This window comes from Planococcus sp. MB-3u-03 (assembly GCF_002833405.1).
GTDB lineage: Bacteria > Bacillota > Bacilli > Bacillales_A > Planococcaceae > Planococcus.
In genome coordinates this window covers 2,946,691-2,963,305 of record NZ_CP025135.1, presented here as the reverse complement: position 1 = coordinate 2,963,305, position 16,615 = coordinate 2,946,691, and the positions used below count along the sequence as shown (strand labels likewise).

The 16,615-nt window shown below is 51.7% G+C and carries 15 protein-coding genes; 11 read left to right on the top strand and 4 right to left on the bottom strand.

Annotation, left to right across the window (positions count from 1 at the left end; genetic code table 11):
* The first annotated feature begins 9 nt into the window (after positions 1 to 9).
* From CW734_RS16020 to abc-f, 3 genes are all read left to right on the top strand, one after another.
* Positions 10 to 672 (top strand): HAD family hydrolase, encoded by a 663-nt coding sequence (locus CW734_RS16020; protein WP_101191778.1) that lies wholly within the window; start codon positions 10 to 12, stop codon positions 670 to 672.
* 94 nt (positions 673 to 766) lie between these two features.
* Complete coding sequence (locus CW734_RS19495; RefSeq protein ID WP_257721097.1) at positions 767 to 901, top strand: hypothetical protein; 135 nt, start codon at positions 767 to 769, stop codon at positions 899 to 901.
* A gap of 95 nt (positions 902 to 996) precedes the next feature.
* Positions 997 to 2,619 carry a ribosomal protection-like ABC-F family protein gene (gene abc-f, locus CW734_RS16015; RefSeq protein ID WP_101191776.1) on the top strand — a complete coding sequence of 541 codons (1,623 nt, stop codon included), beginning with the start codon at positions 997 to 999 and terminating at the stop codon, positions 2,617 to 2,619.
* 54 nt (positions 2,620 to 2,673) lie between these two features.
* On the opposite strand, the gene CW734_RS16010 is transcribed toward abc-f, so the two are convergent.
* Positions 2,674 to 3,324, bottom strand: a complete 651-nt coding sequence (locus CW734_RS16010) for a hypothetical protein (RefSeq protein WP_232787102.1) — start codon at positions 3,322 to 3,324, stop codon at positions 2,674 to 2,676.
* Between the two features lie 70 nt (positions 3,325 to 3,394).
* Here CW734_RS16010 and CW734_RS16005 point away from each other — a divergent pair, with 70 nt between their 5' ends.
* From CW734_RS16005 to CW734_RS15990, 4 genes are all read left to right on the top strand, one after another.
* Positions 3,395 to 3,781, top strand: coding sequence for an RDD family protein (locus CW734_RS16005; RefSeq protein ID WP_101191774.1), 387 nt, complete (start codon positions 3,395 to 3,397; stop codon positions 3,779 to 3,781).
* Positions 3,782 to 3,922: 141 nt separating this feature from the next.
* On the top strand, positions 3,923 to 4,858 hold the full coding sequence (locus tag CW734_RS16000; protein WP_101191772.1) for a LytTR family transcriptional regulator DNA-binding domain-containing protein: 936 nt from the start codon (positions 3,923 to 3,925) through the stop codon (positions 4,856 to 4,858).
* 137 nt (positions 4,859 to 4,995) lie between these two features.
* Positions 4,996 to 5,841, top strand: coding sequence for an ABC transporter ATP-binding protein (locus CW734_RS15995; RefSeq protein WP_101191770.1), 846 nt, complete (start codon positions 4,996 to 4,998; stop codon positions 5,839 to 5,841).
* Complete coding sequence (locus CW734_RS15990; protein WP_101191768.1) at positions 5,838 to 6,548, top strand: ABC transporter permease; 711 nt, start codon at positions 5,838 to 5,840, stop codon at positions 6,546 to 6,548. The genes CW734_RS15995 and CW734_RS15990 overlap by 4 nt, the downstream gene beginning before the upstream one ends.
* Before the next feature lie 74 nt (positions 6,549 to 6,622).
* Here CW734_RS15990 and CW734_RS15985 read toward each other — a convergent pair whose 3' ends face one another.
* Entirely contained in the window at positions 6,623 to 7,903 is a 1,281-nt protein-coding gene (locus CW734_RS15985) for an alpha/beta hydrolase (RefSeq protein ID WP_101191766.1), read from the bottom strand.
* A gap of 419 nt (positions 7,904 to 8,322) precedes the next feature.
* On the opposite strand from CW734_RS15985, the gene CW734_RS15980 reads away from it, so the two are divergent.
* Entirely contained in the window at positions 8,323 to 9,381 is a 1,059-nt protein-coding gene (locus CW734_RS15980; RefSeq protein WP_101191765.1) for an LLM class flavin-dependent oxidoreductase, read from the top strand.
* Between the two features lie 46 nt (positions 9,382 to 9,427).
* Here the strand turns inward: CW734_RS15980 and CW734_RS15975 are convergent, their stop codons facing one another.
* Together CW734_RS15975 and CW734_RS15970 are read right to left on the bottom strand one after the other, a co-directional pair.
* Positions 9,428 to 12,601, bottom strand: a complete 3,174-nt coding sequence (locus CW734_RS15975; protein WP_101191763.1) for a bifunctional diguanylate cyclase/phosphodiesterase — start codon at positions 12,599 to 12,601, stop codon at positions 9,428 to 9,430.
* A gap of 163 nt (positions 12,602 to 12,764) precedes the next feature.
* Positions 12,765 to 13,064, bottom strand: coding sequence for a hypothetical protein (locus CW734_RS15970; RefSeq protein WP_101191762.1), 300 nt, complete (start codon positions 13,062 to 13,064; stop codon positions 12,765 to 12,767).
* Positions 13,065 to 13,441: 377 nt separating this feature from the next.
* Between CW734_RS15970 and CW734_RS15965 the strand changes: the two genes are divergently transcribed.
* From CW734_RS15965 to CW734_RS15955, 3 genes are all read left to right on the top strand, one after another.
* Positions 13,442 to 14,311, top strand: coding sequence for a DMT family transporter (locus CW734_RS15965; RefSeq protein WP_101191760.1), 870 nt, complete (start codon positions 13,442 to 13,444; stop codon positions 14,309 to 14,311).
* Between the two features lie 365 nt (positions 14,312 to 14,676).
* Entirely contained in the window at positions 14,677 to 15,585 is a 909-nt protein-coding gene (locus CW734_RS15960) for an SDR family NAD(P)-dependent oxidoreductase (RefSeq protein WP_101191758.1), read from the top strand.
* Between the two features lie 18 nt (positions 15,586 to 15,603).
* Complete coding sequence (locus CW734_RS15955) at positions 15,604 to 16,491, top strand: SDR family NAD(P)-dependent oxidoreductase (RefSeq protein WP_101191756.1); 888 nt, start codon at positions 15,604 to 15,606, stop codon at positions 16,489 to 16,491.
* Positions 16,492 to 16,615: the final 124 nt, after the last annotated feature.

The following is a 16,615-nucleotide window of genomic DNA, read 5'->3' as shown; positions in this document are numbered from 1 at the left end:
GGCAGGCAGATGAAAGCAATTATTTTTGATATGGACGCCACCTTGTTCCAGACCGGCAAGATTTTGGAGCAATCCTTGGAAGAAGCGTTCGCAGTTCTTCGCGAGCGGGGCGAATGGCAAGGTGCAGCGCCAATAGATGAGTACCGAAACATCATGGGCGTACCGCTCCCAGCAGTATGGGAAGCGCTATTGCCAGGGAAGTCTGAGGAGACTAAGCGCGAGATGGATGCGTATTTCCTCGAACGATTAATCGTAAATATCAGTGAAGGCAAAGGTGAACTTTACCCTGACGTTAAGGGAGTGTTGGCTGAACTAGTTGCAGAAGGCTACCGGGTCTTTATTGCGAGCAACGGGCTTGTGCGCTATTTAGCAGCGATTGTTGAGTATTACGGCTTGAATGAGTGGGTGACGGAGACGTTCAGCATTGAACAAGCTTCCGCGTCCGATAAAGGGGAACTTGTACGCATAATCAAAGAGAAATACGGCGTGACGGAAGGGGCGGTTGTTGGAGACCGCTTGTCCGACATCCGCGCGGCGAAAGCGAACGATTTGTTTGCGGTCGGCTGCCGCTTTGATTTTGCGCAGGAACAGGAACTGAAAGAAGCAGACGCTGTGATTGATAACTTGGCGGATTTGAGAGAAGTGTTGAAGCGGTCGCAGGTCAAAGGGTAATCAAGGAATTGGCGGAAAGGGCGCAATTGGATATTCCCTTCCACCAAGAGATGTGGTAATATTAAGACAATTAAACGAAACGGAGGTGACAAGAATGGAGAAATGTGCTGCGGTGATGGGTGTGAAAATGGAGGAAGCTTTGTATTTCACACGTGTCATTACGTTTGATTTGACGCCGACGGGAGAAGTCTGCCCTTTTTTAGTCAATTTCAAAATCACGCGCAGCTGATATCTGACATTCTTTTCACCACTAGAGAAGACTGCCCGATACGTGGCAGTCTTTTTTTTGTACCGATTTTCAGCTGCGCCCTGGAGGCGTAAACTATGCAAATCACAGCACAACAACTAACGAAATCCATCGGCGGCAATGAAATCTTCACGAATTTATCGATTGAAATCAATGACAAAGAACGGATCGCCGTTGTCGGCCGCAACGGTTCGGGCAAAACGACTTTATTCCAGCTGCTGGCAGGACTGGAAGAGCCGGATGCCGGCACAATTATCCGGACGAAAAATACCCAAATCGGCTATTTGCACCAAATTCCGGACTACCCGGGATACAGCGTGTACGAAGTATTGAATAAAAGCTTCAGCGAATTGCACGGGATGCAAAAGCGGCTCAGCGAACTGGAAATCCAGCTGTCGAACGGGGCAGACGAGCGTGTGCTGCGGCAATACGGCGAGCTGCAGGAGCAGTTTATGGAAGCCGGCGGTTATGAAACGGAATCCAAGATCGCAGCCGTGGCGAACGGCCTTGGCGTCGCAGCGCTTACCGGGCAGCGTTTTGATTCGCTGAGCGGCGGCGAGAAGACGAAAGTGATGCTCGCGCAGCTCATTTTGCGCAAGCCTTCTGTACTGCTTCTCGATGAGCCGACGAACCACTTGGATCTGTCGGCGATCGAATGGCTCGAACATTACTTGGAATACTACAGCGGTACGGTCGTCGTTATCTCGCATGACCGGCAGTTCCTCAATAACGTCGTGCACAAAGTCTATGAAATCGAAGACGGCGAGATCTGGGAAAGCAAAGGCGATTACGACGCCTATTTGCGCAATAAGCAGGCGAAGATGGAGCAGCAATTTGCGGCGTATAAAGAACAGCAGAAGAAGATCCAGAAGATCAAAGAATCCATACGCCGCCTGCGCCAATGGGCGAATGAAGCCTCGCCGCCGAATCCGGATTTGTTCCGCAAAGCGAAAATGATGGAGAAGATGCTCGAGCGTATGGAAAAAGTGAAGCGCCCGGCAGCGGAAAAGGCGATGAAGTTGAAGCTTCAAGCCAATGACCGCAGCGGCAAGCGGGTATTTGAGTTGCAAGATGTGTTCCACGGCTTCGGCGATGAAGTGCTGTTTGCCGATGTCGAGCTGTCCGTTTACTGGCAGGACCGCTTGGCAATCGTCGGCGACAACGGCACCGGCAAATCGACTTTACTGAAGATTCTACTGGGTGAGATCGAACCGGTCGGCGGGGAAGTGCGCCGCGGCAGCAATGTCAAAATCGGCTATCTCGCCCAGCAGTTTGAGGCGTTCGACGGAGAGGCGCGCGTTATCGAAGCATTCCGCGATAAATTGTCGGTGACAGAAGGCGACGCTCGCCATTTGCTTGCGCAATTCCTGTTCTACGGCCACGACGTCTTCAAGCGCGTCAAGGATCTCAGCGGGGGCGAAAAGATGCGTTTGCGTCTCGCGCAGCTCATGCAGGAAGATTGCAATGTGCTCATATTGGATGAACCGACCAATCATCTCGACATCGAATCGCGTGAAGTGCTTGAGGAAACCTTGAAAGAGTTCAACGGCACGATCATCGCGATCAGCCACGACCGCTATTTCCTGCAGAAGCTGTTCACGAAAATCGCTTGGATTGAAAACCAAACCCTCACGTTGCATGAAGGTTCTTACGAGTGGGCAGTGGACAAGCAGAAAAACGCTAACGGGATTCTGCAATGACCAACTGAATTACTGGACAAAAAAACGTTCCTGGCATCGTGCCGGGAACGCTTTTTAATGATCTTTAGTTGCCGTGCGGTTGAACAATAATACAAGAATCGGCCCGACCACCGGCAGCAAAGCCAATTGCTTGAAGTTCGCGTCCGGCAAGAAGCGGTACGTGGCATAGATCGACAAGCCCCATAGCACGAACCAGTCGATGGTCATGACCGACACCAAACTGGAAGTCTGGAACGCTTCCGCGTAGGCTTCTGGCGAAAAGCCGCGGAAGACGGTGAGGAAATTGATGATGCTGATGGCAGCGACAAAGATCAGCCACGCTTTCGAGCGCAGGATTCTGTGCAGCCAATTCGGGCCGCGGCGCTTTTTCTCTGGCGGCTTGTCGCCGAATGCGAAATACGGCAAGAGCGAGAATGCCCCGACTCCGAACGACACGAGCGCGAACGGCCACGCCGGCCAGCGGAAGCGGTCATTCGGCACAAGAAGCGTCAAAAAGACGAGCGGGAAGATGCCGAGCGAGTTGAAGACAGCGAGTATGAGCGGGTCGACCCCTTCCCAATCGCCCATGAGAAGCGGGCCGAACTCGATGCCGCCGGAACCCGAAGGCGCGAAAAAGACAGCGTATGCAATCATCATCAGCCAAATCACTAGAAATGCCATGCGTGTCACCTCGATTTTCCTTGGTTTTTCCTTATCATAACGCATACAGCTCCGGCTGTCTTTGCCGAGCCGAAACGGTATAATGGATATATTCAGCAATGAGGGGGAATGGAACATGGATGCATTGACGAAAAAACGCGGCAAGGCGATAGCGATTGATTTTGTGGTATCCGGTGCATTGACTGCAGTCGTGGAACCGCTGTTACGCAAGAAAATTAAACAAGAGTGGGTGCATGCGCTTGTGACGCCGACTGCGGTGTTCTGGGGACTCGAATACGTCCAGTTGAAGACAAGCGGGCAGACGCTCGGGCAAAAGGTGGCAGGCATTAAGATCGAAAATGCGGACGGTGGGGAACTGACGGATCAGCAAATCCTGAAACGCCTCGCACACCGCGATTCGATCATGCCGCTCCAATGGTTCAAACAACGCGGGCAGGACATGGGCGCACAAATGCCGCATGACCGATATGCGCACACCTTAGTACGTGAACTCGATAAGTAAACAGCAAGGCGGCATCCAATGGGGCGCCGCCTTTTTCGTGGAATAGAAAAAACGCAATTTCCAAAAACGAAACTGTCTCTAGCGGCAAAAGAAAGGTTACAATATATGTAAGAATTTTTTTTCGTTAGACAGGAGGAGCCTATGAACATTCGAGAAATGAACGTCAACGGACAGAAAATCATCCCGTCGCTGGAATTGAGCATGGAGAAAGGCAAAGTGCTGGGTATTCAGACCAATGTCCAGCGCAAGAAAATCCTCCTGGCCCAATTTGCAGAGCGGGGAGATGCCTATTTGTCGTTTGCGGAACAAGGCGAATACACGCGTTTGACCGTCGAGGAATTGCTGCGCTTTATGAAGTCGGTCAGCGGCCACGACAAGCCGGTCCGCTCAATGCTTCAGTTGTTTCAATTGGGCGACTACCACAAAGTGAAAATTGCCGATTTGCCGTCGTCGAAGAAAATCTATTTGTCCTTGCTGCGCGTTTATTACGCACAGCAGCCGATCATCATCTTGGAGGAGCCGTATTTTCAACTGGAAGAACCCGATCAATTGGCGTTTGCGCGCCTGTTGGAAGAATTGTCGGAAGAAAAACAGATCCTGATCCTCACCGCCAATCTGGAAGATGCGCTGATCAGCTGCGATGAAGTGTACCGTTTGGACGAAGCGGGATTGCATCTATTGGATATTGCGGATGCTGACGGTGAATTGGAAGGCCCTCATGAAACGAGCGAAGCGGAGTTCAAGATTCAAAAAATCCCGACCAAAAAGAATGATAAAACCATTCTGTTCAACCCGCCGGAAATTGATTATATCGAAAGCATCAATAGTTCGGCGGTGGTGCATGTGGCAGGAGAGACCTACACGTGCGCACTCACCTTGGCAGAATTGGAAGACAGGCTTCAGCATTACGGGTTTTTCCGCTGCCACCGCTCGTATATCGTCAATCTGCAAAAAGTGCGGGAACTGATCACATGGACGAAAAACAGCTATAGCCTGCGCTTGACGACCGGAAAAGATTCCGTCGTGCCGCTATCGAGAACAAAACTTGCCGAATTAAAAGAGCTGTTGAACATTTAATTTCCTGGGAAATAATCGCCGAATCACGGATTTCAGGGTACAGTTCGGCCGAGAAATGGTACATATTAGCGGAATCTCAAGGCAGCTGCTCCCTTTTCTTACTATGCTGGTGTTATCAACGAAAAGGAGTGGCGCACATGAATGCAATTTCCGTACAGAATATCCAAAAAGCATTTGGCGGCAATATGGCTTTGAAAAATGTATCCTTCGAAATTCCAAAGGGAGAGATTTTCGGTTTTCTTGGGCCGAGCGGTTCCGGGAAAACGACTTTGCTCAAGATTTTGACTGCCCAATTGGAAGCAACGGACGGCCATGCTGCCGTGATGGAGATGCCGTCTAGAATGATGCAAAAAACAGCCCAGAAACGGCGCTTCGGCATCTTGACCGATAATAGCGGCTTGTATGAACGGTTATCTATTGAAGAAAACCTGGATGTGTTTCGGCGTTTATATGATTTGCCAAAATCGTCTATTGACCAAGTGCTCCATTTCGTCAATTTGAATGCTGACCGCAAAAAGCGGGTCAGTGTGCTGTCGAAAGGGATGCGCCAGCGCGTCACCTTGGCGTGCGCGATCATCCACGAGCCGGAACTGCTGTTTTTGGATGAGCCGACGTCCGCGCTCGACCCGGTCAACACAGCGCATATCCATAAAGGCTTGCGCTATTTGAATGAACGGGGGACGACGATCTTTTTAACGACCCATGATATGACGGAAGCGGAATCGCTGTGTGAACGCGTGGCGATTTTGCATAAAGGGGAGATCCGTGCGATCGGGGCCCCGGATGAATTGAAAAAAACGCATCGAGACGGCACTTTGACCGTGGAATTGACTACAGGGCAGAAAGAGCGCCTGTCGATGGACGAAAGTTCGGCAGCGGCCATCGCCGGGTGGATGAGCAGCGGGAAAATCGACCGCATGTACACAAATGAGCTGAGCCTTGGCGATATTTTTATTAAACTGACGGGGAGTGAATTGGTATGAACGTGTCATTGAAGCGCATCCAAGCCATTTTCATCAAAGATTACAAAGAGTTCTCAAGAAATTATGCGGTGTCGATCATGATCGTGTTCCCGATCGTCTTTGCGCTCCTGTACCGGACGGAAGCGGGTGATCAGGCAGTGATCTATGCGTTCATCCTGAACTTTTCTCTGGCGATGCTCACCAGTTTCGTGCAGGCGTGCTTGATCGCGGAGGAGAAAGAGCGCAATACGCTGCGTTCGCTCATGATGACCCCGGCCTCGATGCTCGATGTGCTGATCGGAAAAAGTGCGCTCGTCTTCCTTATTTCAGCGGCTGTCCTGGCGTTCACCACCTACTTATTCGGTTACGAGACCTCGAATGTGATGCTGCTGGCGGCGGCGCTCGGGATTTCCATCTTGCTTTATACAGCGATTGGGACGATTTGCGGCTTGTACTCAAAGACTTTGCTGGAAGCCTCGCTATCGGTTTTTCCGGTGCTGATCATCTTTACAGCCGGGCCGTTTGCGTTGGCCTTTGAAGAACAGTATCCGTTTTTGGAAGTGCTGCGCTATTTACCGAGCAGCCAATTGAGTGAGTTGCTCGTGGCGATGGAAGTTGGAGCGGCTGCTGGGGAACTCGCCAGACCGCTTGTCATCATCTCGGTATGGGCAGTGGTGTTGACCATTATTTCGTTTATCCTTTATAAAAAGCGCTTGATGGACCAATAAAAAAATCCGGCTGAACCGAAAAGTTCAGCCGGATTTTTTATGGTTATTTTTAAAGGGAAGCCCGGTGCATGTGATTAGTTTTTCAAGAACTCCGCAATTCTGTCCACCAGACCGTCTGCAAGCGGCAGTTCGGGGTCGGCATAAGCTGCCATATTGGCTTGCTGGTCATCAGGTACGGGTTTCAATACGTGGTTCATGCCGTCGACAATCAATAGTTCGGAACCGGATTTCGCTTCGTGCAGCAGTTCCGCATCCCGTGCCGGCACTTGCAAATCACGTGTGCCGCCGACAAACAATGTCTGGGCGTCGAGTTTTTCGACTTGTGCGATCGGGTCATACGCCATCCATGACTGCAGGTACGGCTGAACGGATGGCCGGAAGATTTGCTGCAGTTCCGGGCTCACGTCATCCACCGTTTCGCCTTGTGCGAGTTGTCCAAGAATCGCATCCGCTTCCTCCCGTTGTGCAGCCGGCAAAGTACTGAGCTGTTCTCTTAACAGCTCATCGGCTGTTCGTCCGACGCCGGTCAGTGATACATAGGAATCGACACCTTCTTGATTGGCTGCGACGAGACCGACGAGCGCGCCTTCGCTATGGCCGATGACCGCGATATCTGTAAAGCGCTCGTCTTCTTTAGCGAAGCGGATCCAGGCAGCGGCATCTTCCGCATAATCGTCAAAGCGCAGCTCGGACTCATTTTTCGCGAGTGCCGCATTATCGCCGACACCGCGTTTGTCGTAGCGGATGACGGCGATGTCCTTGGCTTTCAATTCTTCAGCGAGCATCTTCAAGCTATTGTTTTTGCCGGTGAGCGTCAGCGAATTGCCGTCTTTATCGGTCGGTCCAGAACCGGCAATAAGGATCGCTGCGGGGTGTGGCCCGTCCGTATCAGGAATTTCTTCCAGCGCCTGCATCATGCCGCCCTCGACTTCCGTTTCGATAATTTTCTCGGGATCGGCGGCTTGTTCTTTCTCGCCCCGCTCGAGTTCAAACGGGAATTTCTGGTTTTGCTGCGTCATGTTGCCGGTGATTTTTTCTGTATTCAGTGCTCCTTCGAACACCAAACGTTCGCCTTGTATGGTAGTGTCAAAAGCCACTTCCGGATCATCAAACTTAACCGTCGACAAAGGATAGTTTTCGATGCCTTGCAGCGGAATACTCAAGCTGCCTTCGCCTTCAGTAAATTCAATCGAAAACGGGATCGGCTGTCCTGGAACTTCAATCGCGCCTTGCCAAAATCCATCGATTTTCGAAGCCGTTTCGCTTTCTGCGGTATCTTCGTTGTTATCGCCGGAACATCCGGCAGCGAGCAGGATTCCTGCAAGCACCAATGCGGCGGCTGTCCATTTTTTCATCTATTGGCCTCCTAATGCTATAACTTTGAGTTTGTTTTACAACGAATAGAATATTAGAGATTAAAGAATGGAGGGCGGCGACTCCTAAGGGAGCAGTGACGGAGCACAGCGAAGGAGCGACATGAGTCTGGAGACCCCGCAGGAAATAAATGGACGAAGCAAAGCTGAGCACATTTATTTGCGTCGCATCTGCTGTGCAGATGTGAAAGCACACGGTTTTCGTAGCGACCGAGGAGGCTCAAGCCATGCCCGCGGAAAGCGTCCGCCCAGAACGAGTTTAAGTTTTTCACTAATATACACTTCACTAGAAGAACCCTATTTTCCTCCCTCTTTTCAGCCGAATGAATGATTTCCACACCGTCGTGCGTACCGTTATACTGAAAAGGATTGGGAAAACGCAAGGCGAAAGGACGGAGAACATGGAACAATACCGCATCAATCCGAACAACGGCCTCGAGTTCGGCATCTATACACTCGGCGATCATCTGCCGGACCCACATACAGGAAAACGGCAATCGGAAGGGGAGCGGGTCCGCGAGATCATCCGTTTCGCGCAGCTCGCCGAACAGGCAGGGGTCGACTTTTTCAGTGTCGGCGAAAGCCATCAGGAATATTTCGCTACGCAAGCGCATTCGGTCGTCCTGTCGGCAATCGCGCAGGCAACTGAAAAAATCAAAATCTCAAGCTCTTCGACGATTATCTCCACCTCTGATCCGGTGCGCGTCTTCGAGGATTTCGCAACGATCGATTTGATCTCGGAAGGACGTGCGGAAATCATCGCTGGGCGGGCATCGCGTGTCGGGCTGTTCGATTTACTTGGTTACGATATCCGCTATTACGAGGAATTGTATGAAGAGAAATTCAAGCTATTGCTTGAAATCAACAAACAGGAGACCGTCAATTGGAACGGCCGTTTCCGCACATCTCTGAAAGATGCGCAAATTTTACCGCGTCCTGAACACGGTTCACTGCCGATTTGGCGTGCGGTCGGCGGACATCCGTCAAGCGCCGTTAAAGCGGGCCAGGCGGGTGTGCCGATGATGCTCGCGACGCTCGGTGGACCAGCGGAAACGTTCAAGATGACCATCGATGCCTACCGCAATGCCGCGACAGAAGCAGGATACGACACAGGGCAATTGCCGGTTGCGACGGCCGGATTCTTCAATGCCGCCGAAACGACTCAGCAGGCGCTTGCGGAATATTATCCACATGTGGATAAAGGCATGGTCAAAACCAACGGCCGGGGTTATCCACAGGAAGCATTCCAGCACGGTGCGACGAAAGAAAGCGTCATGAATATCGGCAGCCCCCAGCAGATTATCGAGAAAATCCTTTACCAGCACGAACTTTATGGCCATCAGCGCTATATTGCGCAAATGGATTTCGGCGGTGTGCCGATGGAGCGCCTTGAGCGCAATCTTGAGTTACTGTCGACTGAAATCTTGCCGGCAGTGCGCAAATACACGCGCAAAGATTAACTGGATACAAAAAGGCGCGCAGCCGGATAAGCTGCGCGCCTTTTTATTATTCCATTAGCTTTGCTGCAGTGCTTGTTGCTACGTAATCAGACTCGCTGAGAAAAGCGTCAAGGCTTCCCGGCGGCAGCGGGCGGCTGAATAGATAGCCTTGGCCGACAATGCCGAAGGGCTGCAAGAGTTCTGCCTGTTCTTCGAGTTCGATGCCTTCGATGACGATGCGGGCATCGAGGTTTTTCCCGACTTCGATGATGGCGGCGAGGATGAACAGGTTGCGCCGGTTGATGAGCACTTCATCGATCAAGGATTTATCGATTTTCAAGGTATCAATTTCGATATTTTTCACGACGTTCAGCGAAGAATAGCCGGCGCCGAAATCATCGATGGCAATGCGCAGGCCGAGTTCTTTAAGCTCGCAGATGATGCGTGCGGACTGTTCGATGTCGAGCATGACACTTTCAGTGATTTCGATTTCGAAGCGTCCCGGGTCGACTTGTTCCTGTTCGAAGATGGCACGCACTTTTTCGCTGAAGTCCGGATCCTTGAATTGGCGGGCCGAGACATTGACGGAAATTTTCTCCGCTGCCTGGCCAAGTGCGCAGAACTCCTTGCTGTCACGGCAGGCTTGGCGGAGCGCCCATTCCCCGATCGGCACGATGAGGCCGGTTTCTTCTGCAATCGGGATGAATTCAGACGGCGGTACATTGCCGAATGGCGATTGCCAGCGCAGCAGCGCCTCATAGCCGATCACTTCACCGCTCGCCAAATTCACTTGCGGTTGGTAATGAAGCGCGAATTGCTGTTCATCGAGCGCTTTTTTCAGCGCCTGCTCCATTTGGCTTTTGCGTGTCATTTGGCTGTCGAGTTCGTGGGTGAACACTTGCACATTATTTTTGCCGTTTTCTTTTGCAGAATACATCGCGAAATCGGCTTCTTTAATGAGTTCTTCTCCGTCACTTTCTGAACCGGTCTGGAAAGCGATGCCGATGCTTAGCGTCACCGAAAATTCCTGGCCGAGCAATTGCACCGGTTCGCGCATCACTTGGAGAATCGTCTGGGCAAGCGCATGGGCTTGTGGTTCGGTCGTGTTTTCCGACACGATAATGAACTCATCGCCTCCAAAGCGTGAAATTGCATCATTGGGACCGAGGCAGGAATGGATGCGATTGGCTACGATTTTCAGGAATTGGTCGCCGCCGAAATGCCCGAGCAGGTCGTTAACACTTTTGAAATCGTCGAAATCGACAAGCAAGACAGCGATTTTTTGGTGAAGTTCTTCTGTTCTCGAAAGCACTTCGCGGATGTTCTGGTAAAACCAATGGCGGTTCGGCAGCCCTGTGAGCTGGTCGGTGAACGCCAAATTATTGATTTTCTGTTCGCTCGCTTTTTTCTCCGTGATGTCCCGGACAATCGCGAAGACGCCGTCGATTTCACCGTTTCTGCGTTTTGGCACCGCATTGATATCGACTTCGATGATGTCCCCGTCTTTCCGTTTGATGCGCTGTTCGAAATTGACCGCTTCCCCTGACAGTGCCGTGGCGAAAAAGCCTTGCACGCGCTCAAGTTTTTCAGCGATGAGCGGGTTGAAATTAAGTCCAATCAGTTCGTCGCGTGTGTAATCGCTTAATTCCTCCGTCATCGAATTGGCATTGACGAAACATCCGGCTTTATCCATTTCAAAGACGGCATCTAAATTGTAGTCGAACAGTGAACGGTATTTCTCTTCACTTTCCGCTAATAGGGCCAGTGCTCTTTTTTCAGCTGAAATATCTTTGGCAATGCCGTAAACCCCTGTGACTTTCCCGTCCGTCACGATTGGCATATGGGTGATGCGCAAAGAAATGCGGCGGCCGGATTTATGGATGCCAAGTGTTTCGTAATTTTGCGTGACGCCTTCGAGTGCCAGCTGGAATTTCACCACGGTGACGCCCAGTTGGCATTCTTCAATCAGTTCGGATAAAGGGGTTTCGGTGATTTCGGTTTTAGAATAACCAAACAAATGCTCGAATGACGAATTGATATCGATTAAATTTCCGTCGGCATCCATAGAAAAAATGCCATCGGGATTGTTTTGGAATAAAGATTCATAGCGCTGACGGTTGTATTCAAGTTCACGCGCCACTTTCTTTTGGATGGTGATGTCACGAATCAAAAGCTGCACCGCTGCCTCACCTTCGAATTCGATCCCCATGCCGGTCACTTCGACTTCGTGCACGGAACCTTTGGGCGTGACCCATAATTGCTCGGCAGGTGGAGTGCTAAGTCCCTGGTTCATGGATGCGATGCGCGATTCGGCGATGTCCCGGTAGTTGGGATGAACATAATCGAGAACGGCTGTGCCAATCAATTTCTCGGCATCGGGTTCATCAAACATTTGCAGGCAGGCTTCATTGACATACAGCAATTTGCCGCCGCTATGGATGGCGATCGCTTCTGGAGATATTTCCGCAAGCCGGCGGAAACGACGTTCGCTTTCACGGATCTTTTTTAAATAGCGCTGTTCATTGATCAGCTGCTTGCGGTCGAGATAAGCTAAATAGCCGGCGATGGCAAGCAATAGCAGAATTAGCGCCGACACGACAAACGCCAGGCCCATATTGGTGAAAGAAGCGGGACCTGTGGCTGAAGTGGAGTAGCTGACCGCCAGCATTCCGATATAATGTACGGCAGAAATCGCTACGCCGAGAATCATCGCGCTTAAGAGTTTCCTGCCGGGTGAATCCGGACGCTTGCGATTGCGGGAGAAAATGCGCAGGGCGGCGATTGAAAAGCCAAATGCAACCACTATCGATAATAACAATGGCAGGAGGTGGAACTGTGGGGTGCCGGACACTTGGGCCGCGGCGTTGCCGATATAATGCATGAACAAAACGCCGAATCCGATAGCGAATCCACTGAAATACAAATGGCTTTTCGGCGGGTGGGAGCTGCGCAATACATAGAAAGCGGGAAATGCTGCCCCGATGGCCCCGAGCAGCGAGATGCTCAGCAAAATTGGATCGTATTGCACAGGGGCTGCGGAATGATGGGTCAGTATGCCGATAAAATGCATGGAAAAGATGCCCGTCCCGAAAACGAGCGAGCTGCCGCCGACCCACCACAATGGATGGGTACGGCTCCGGTCGGCGATGCGGCCGATCAACAGGAGGGCGATATAGGAAGCGGCAATGGCAGTCAAGACAGAAAATGCCATGAACACCAAGCGCGCAAATTCGAGAGGCATAGGGAACAGTCCTTTCGCGATCAGATTATGGGGACTATTATACCCCAGTTAAGCAGTACGAAAGTACAGAAAAAATACCCATAAAGCTTATATTTAAAAGAAATTTATGGCAATAAACAATGAAAAATAAAAACGGCTGCATGCGGCGAAAACCGTCAGGCAGTTATCCGTTTTTCCGTTGCCGCAGATAATCGATGGCGTTGGTGATTTCCTTGACGACTTCCATCTTTGTGCCCGTTCCTTGGATGCGCCGGCACCAGATGAAGGCAGAGACTGGCGTAGCGGGCGGATGCTCGATGACGAGAATGTCGTAAGGCGGGACTTCCGTTCCTGCTGTAGGAACAAAGTAAGCTGAGTAGAGCGTCGTCTCGACGACCGTCCGGCGAACGGGATAGTCTTCACCGAATGTATCGGGATTCAATTCCTTTATGCGCGAGAGGTCGGGCTGGTTTAATGGCGGCATATAGTTGCACCTGTCTTTCTGTAGAATTTCGTTTGGGTCTTTGTCCATACCCGATACCGAAAAATGTATGCGAAGCACCGCGGGTTTTTTGGGGTGTTATCCAAACAGCGCTGCCTTCGGGTCTTTGCCGGGATTGTGGGCAACCATCGCATGCGATTGGCCGCGATGATGGGAAGGGGGCGATGCGCCGGGCAACCGGCTAGTCCCTTTCAGCCGGCTGCACATTTCACTTGCATTTTCCTTGTGAAAAAGCGCCCAGCATGAAATCGGGACGAGAGAGTTTGCGGGGTGCTTGCGCTGGCAATAACAGGGGAAATGGGCAGCGCATGGCTGCATGTGCCGGCCGACAATACTGGGAACGGATAGGAGCTTGCTTTATGAAGTTTTCGGGAAGCGCGATGATCATTTTGGCTGCGATTTTTTGGGGAATTACAGGAGGGCTTGCAGATATTCTAATGGATAAAGGCTGGGATCCGCTGGTCATTTCATTTTACCGGGGAGCTGTCGCGCTGCTTTGTTTTACGGGCTGGTTTGCCCTTAGCCGAAAAGGCGGGAAAATATTCTCTGCTCCGTTGATTCTTTGGTCTATTGTGGCGGGCATCGGGGTAGCGGGGAATTTTACGTTCTACTTTCTGAGCATCGAGTCGACAAGCGTCCCGATTGCGGCGACCTTGATGTATACCGCCCCGTTATTCGTCATGCTCGCTTCTTTCCTGTTGCGCATCGAGCGTTCGACCTGGTTTAAATGGATGTGCATATTCAGCGTGCTGGCAGGCATCGTGTTATTGACCGAAGCATATGATACCGGTTCTTCGGCAGTGAATCTGGCGGGCGTCGCGACAGGCTTGGCAGCTGGCTTATACTATGCCTTGTTCATCTTCGGGTTCAAGAAGTCGGCGGAAGCCGGCGAGCCGCAGACGGTGCTGGCCTTGGCGTTTTTGGCATTTTGTGTGGCCTTGTCTTTCTTTGTGAACTTCGAGGAAGCGGCTTCGGTCTTGAAGTCTGGAGATATCGGCTGGTTTATCGCCATCGGCATCCTTGGCGCCGGCTTGTCGTTTGCGCTGTATACGATCGGCATCAAACGGACGGCGCCATCCACCGCTTCGATTATCGCAATGGTGGAGCCTGTGACAGCGGCCTTGTTCGGGATCGTGTTGCTTGGTGAGGAATTGAGCATGATGCAATTAGCCGGCATGGCGGTCATCCTTCTGACGATTACCGTGTTGAGTGTCAAAAAAGGCGATTGACTGCCAGCTTGCCCGGCGGTTGAGCGACCAGGTACAGCGGCATTCATATCGGAACCGAATCGCGAACATGCGCCGCTGCAGCGTGACATCCTCTTAGGCGCTGCAATCGATCCGGTGGCGTAAAAATCTTGGGCGGCGTCAATGCCTCTCTCCTAGAGCGTCATTCCACAAGTGCCGCTCTTTAAATATGGGGAAATCCGGTACCCAACCCTAACCTTAGGTAGGTGTTTGGGCGGGTCCCGTATAACAATGGCTAAACCCTTAGCACTGTTCTTTTCAACTCCCTCCGCGAAGCGTTTCCTGGGCGTTTAAAAGGGGTATTTAAATACAAAATTCTGCGCTTTTTTAAAAAGGAGGCGAGCGCTGTGGCGGCAAAGCATTCGAATCAAGGCAAAGTCGTGGTCATTACAGGAGCGTCAAGCGGAATCGGCCGTGGGTTGGCGGAGCGCTTGGCAAGTCAACAAGCAAAATTGGTCATTGCTGCCCGCAGGACACGGTTGATCGAAGAGCTCGCGGACTCGCTCGGGCCATTGGTCATTCCGGTGACGGCCGATGTCAGCAAGGTCAGGGATGTGGAAAGTTTGCATAGGGCGGCGATGAATAATTTCGGGCGCATTGATGTGTGGATCAATAACGCAGGAATCGGTGTTTACGGGCCGTTTATCGATACGCCGCTGCGCGATTTGAACCGGACCGTGGAAGTGAATTTGCTTGGCACCATTTATGGCAGTCATTTTGCGCTGCGCCGCTTCAAACAGCAGCAGTCCGGTATCTTGATCAATGTCTCGTCATTTGCGAGCAAGATTCCGATGCCTTACGGAGCAGCCTATACCGGCAGCAAATTCGGGGTCAGCGGATTATCGAACGGCTTGTACGAAGAACTTCGGCTGGGAGACTACCCGGATGTCCATATCTGTTCAATCGATCCTTGGGTTACCGATACCCCGTGGACAGAACATGCAGCCAATTATTCAGGACATGAAATCCTGGTCGGGCCGCCGGATGATCCGGCGAAAGTGATCGATGCCATTCTTGGTTTGATCGATGAGCCGCAAAAGACCTTGGAAGTCGGCGGCAAGGGCAAAGCGGCTGCCATTTTCGGGCAGTTCCTTCCAGCGGTTGCGAAGGGGCTCAGCGGCCACGAACTCAAAGAGATGATCGAATCAGCGCCAGCTGCGGAATTGACTTCCGGCAGCTTGCACGAGCCGATTGAAGAAGGGCGTGCGGTTTCAGGAGATTTGCGGGAACGCTTCGAACAACAAGAAGAACAGTGAAGAAAGGGGGGAGGCGGCATGGCACAGGAAAAATCACGGCGCGGCAAAACGATCGTCATCACCGGCGCCTCCAGCGGCCTCGGCAAAGAAGTGGCACGGCAATTGGCGAAGGATGGCGCGAATCTGGTCCTGGCAGCGCGGAGCACCGGCTTGATCGAAGCACTGGCGAGTGAACTCGGGCCAAACGCCATTGCAGTTACGATGGATGTCAGTCGTGAAGCGGACGTCGCTTGGCTATTCGAGGAGGCACTGACCAGTTTCGGGAAAATCGATGTGTGGATCAATAACGCGGGCGTCGGTGTGATCGGCCCGTTCACGGATATTCCCCTTGAAGACCTTGCGCGCATGGTGGAGGTGAATGTCAAAGGGACCGTCAACGGCAGCCATTTTGCACTTCGCCATTTCAAGGAAATCGGCAGCGGCACCTTGATCAATATCGGGTCGGTAGCAAGCGATGTCGCATTTCCTTATTTCACCGGCTATAGCGCCAGCAAACATGCAGTGCTCGGTTTCAGTTCGGCGCTCAACGAAGAAATGAAGCTGGAAGGATATCGCGACATCCATGTTTGTTCCGTGCTCCCATGGGCGACCGATACCCCGTGGTTCGAACACGCTGGGAATTACTCGGGCCATGTGGTCGACATGAAGCCGATGGATGACCCGATGCAGTCGGTCAAGGTCATTATTGATTTGATCGATGAACCAAAAGAAGTCGTTGAAGTCGGACGGAAGATGAAGACCGTGCGCATGTTGACGCGGATTGCGCCGAAGATGCTGGAAAAGCGCTCGGCAAAATTCATCAAGCTGAATTTAGAGAAAACACCGCCTGAAGCACCGCATAGCGGAACGCTTCACGAACCTGAACAGGCCGTGAAAGAACCAGAAGAGGGAAATCCAAAAGCTTAGGCAGCGACTGCTTAGGCTTTTTTTATTAGCGGCAGCAAGTTGTTCTCCTTCCAGTCATTTACAAGTATAGGAGAGTATGATTAGATGGGAATAAAAGGGGGAATTATTGATGAAGTATACAGAA

Coding starts and splice junctions, on each gene's coding strand:
- CW734_RS15955 (WP_101191756.1), top strand. CDS start 15,604: ATGGCACAGGAAAAATCACGGCGCGGCAAAACGATCGTCATCACCGGC.
- CW734_RS16000 (WP_101191772.1), top strand. CDS start 3,923: ATGAACATTCGAGAAATGAACGTCAACGGACAGAAAATCATCCCGTCG.
- CW734_RS15995 (WP_101191770.1), top strand. CDS start 4,996: ATGAATGCAATTTCCGTACAGAATATCCAAAAAGCATTTGGCGGCAAT.
- abc-f (WP_101191776.1), top strand. CDS start 997: ATGCAAATCACAGCACAACAACTAACGAAATCCATCGGCGGCAATGAA.
- CW734_RS15975 (WP_101191763.1), bottom strand. CDS start 12,601: ATGCCTCTCGAATTTGCGCGCTTGGTGTTCATGGCATTTTCTGTCTTG.
- CW734_RS16005 (WP_101191774.1), top strand. CDS start 3,395: ATGGATGCATTGACGAAAAAACGCGGCAAGGCGATAGCGATTGATTTT.
- CW734_RS15990 (WP_101191768.1), top strand. CDS start 5,838: ATGAACGTGTCATTGAAGCGCATCCAAGCCATTTTCATCAAAGATTAC.
- CW734_RS16010 (WP_232787102.1), bottom strand. CDS start 3,324: ATGCGTTATGATAAGGAAAAACCAAGGAAAATCGAGGTGACACGCATG.
- CW734_RS16020 (WP_101191778.1), top strand. CDS start 10: ATGAAAGCAATTATTTTTGATATGGACGCCACCTTGTTCCAGACCGGC.
- CW734_RS19495 (WP_257721097.1), top strand. CDS start 767: ATGGAGAAATGTGCTGCGGTGATGGGTGTGAAAATGGAGGAAGCTTTG.
- CW734_RS15965 (WP_101191760.1), top strand. CDS start 13,442: ATGAAGTTTTCGGGAAGCGCGATGATCATTTTGGCTGCGATTTTTTGG.
- CW734_RS15985 (WP_101191766.1), bottom strand. CDS start 7,903: ATGAAAAAATGGACAGCCGCCGCATTGGTGCTTGCAGGAATCCTGCTC.
- CW734_RS15980 (WP_101191765.1), top strand. CDS start 8,323: ATGGAACAATACCGCATCAATCCGAACAACGGCCTCGAGTTCGGCATC.
- CW734_RS15970 (WP_101191762.1), bottom strand. CDS start 13,064: ATGCCGCCATTAAACCAGCCCGACCTCTCGCGCATAAAGGAATTGAAT.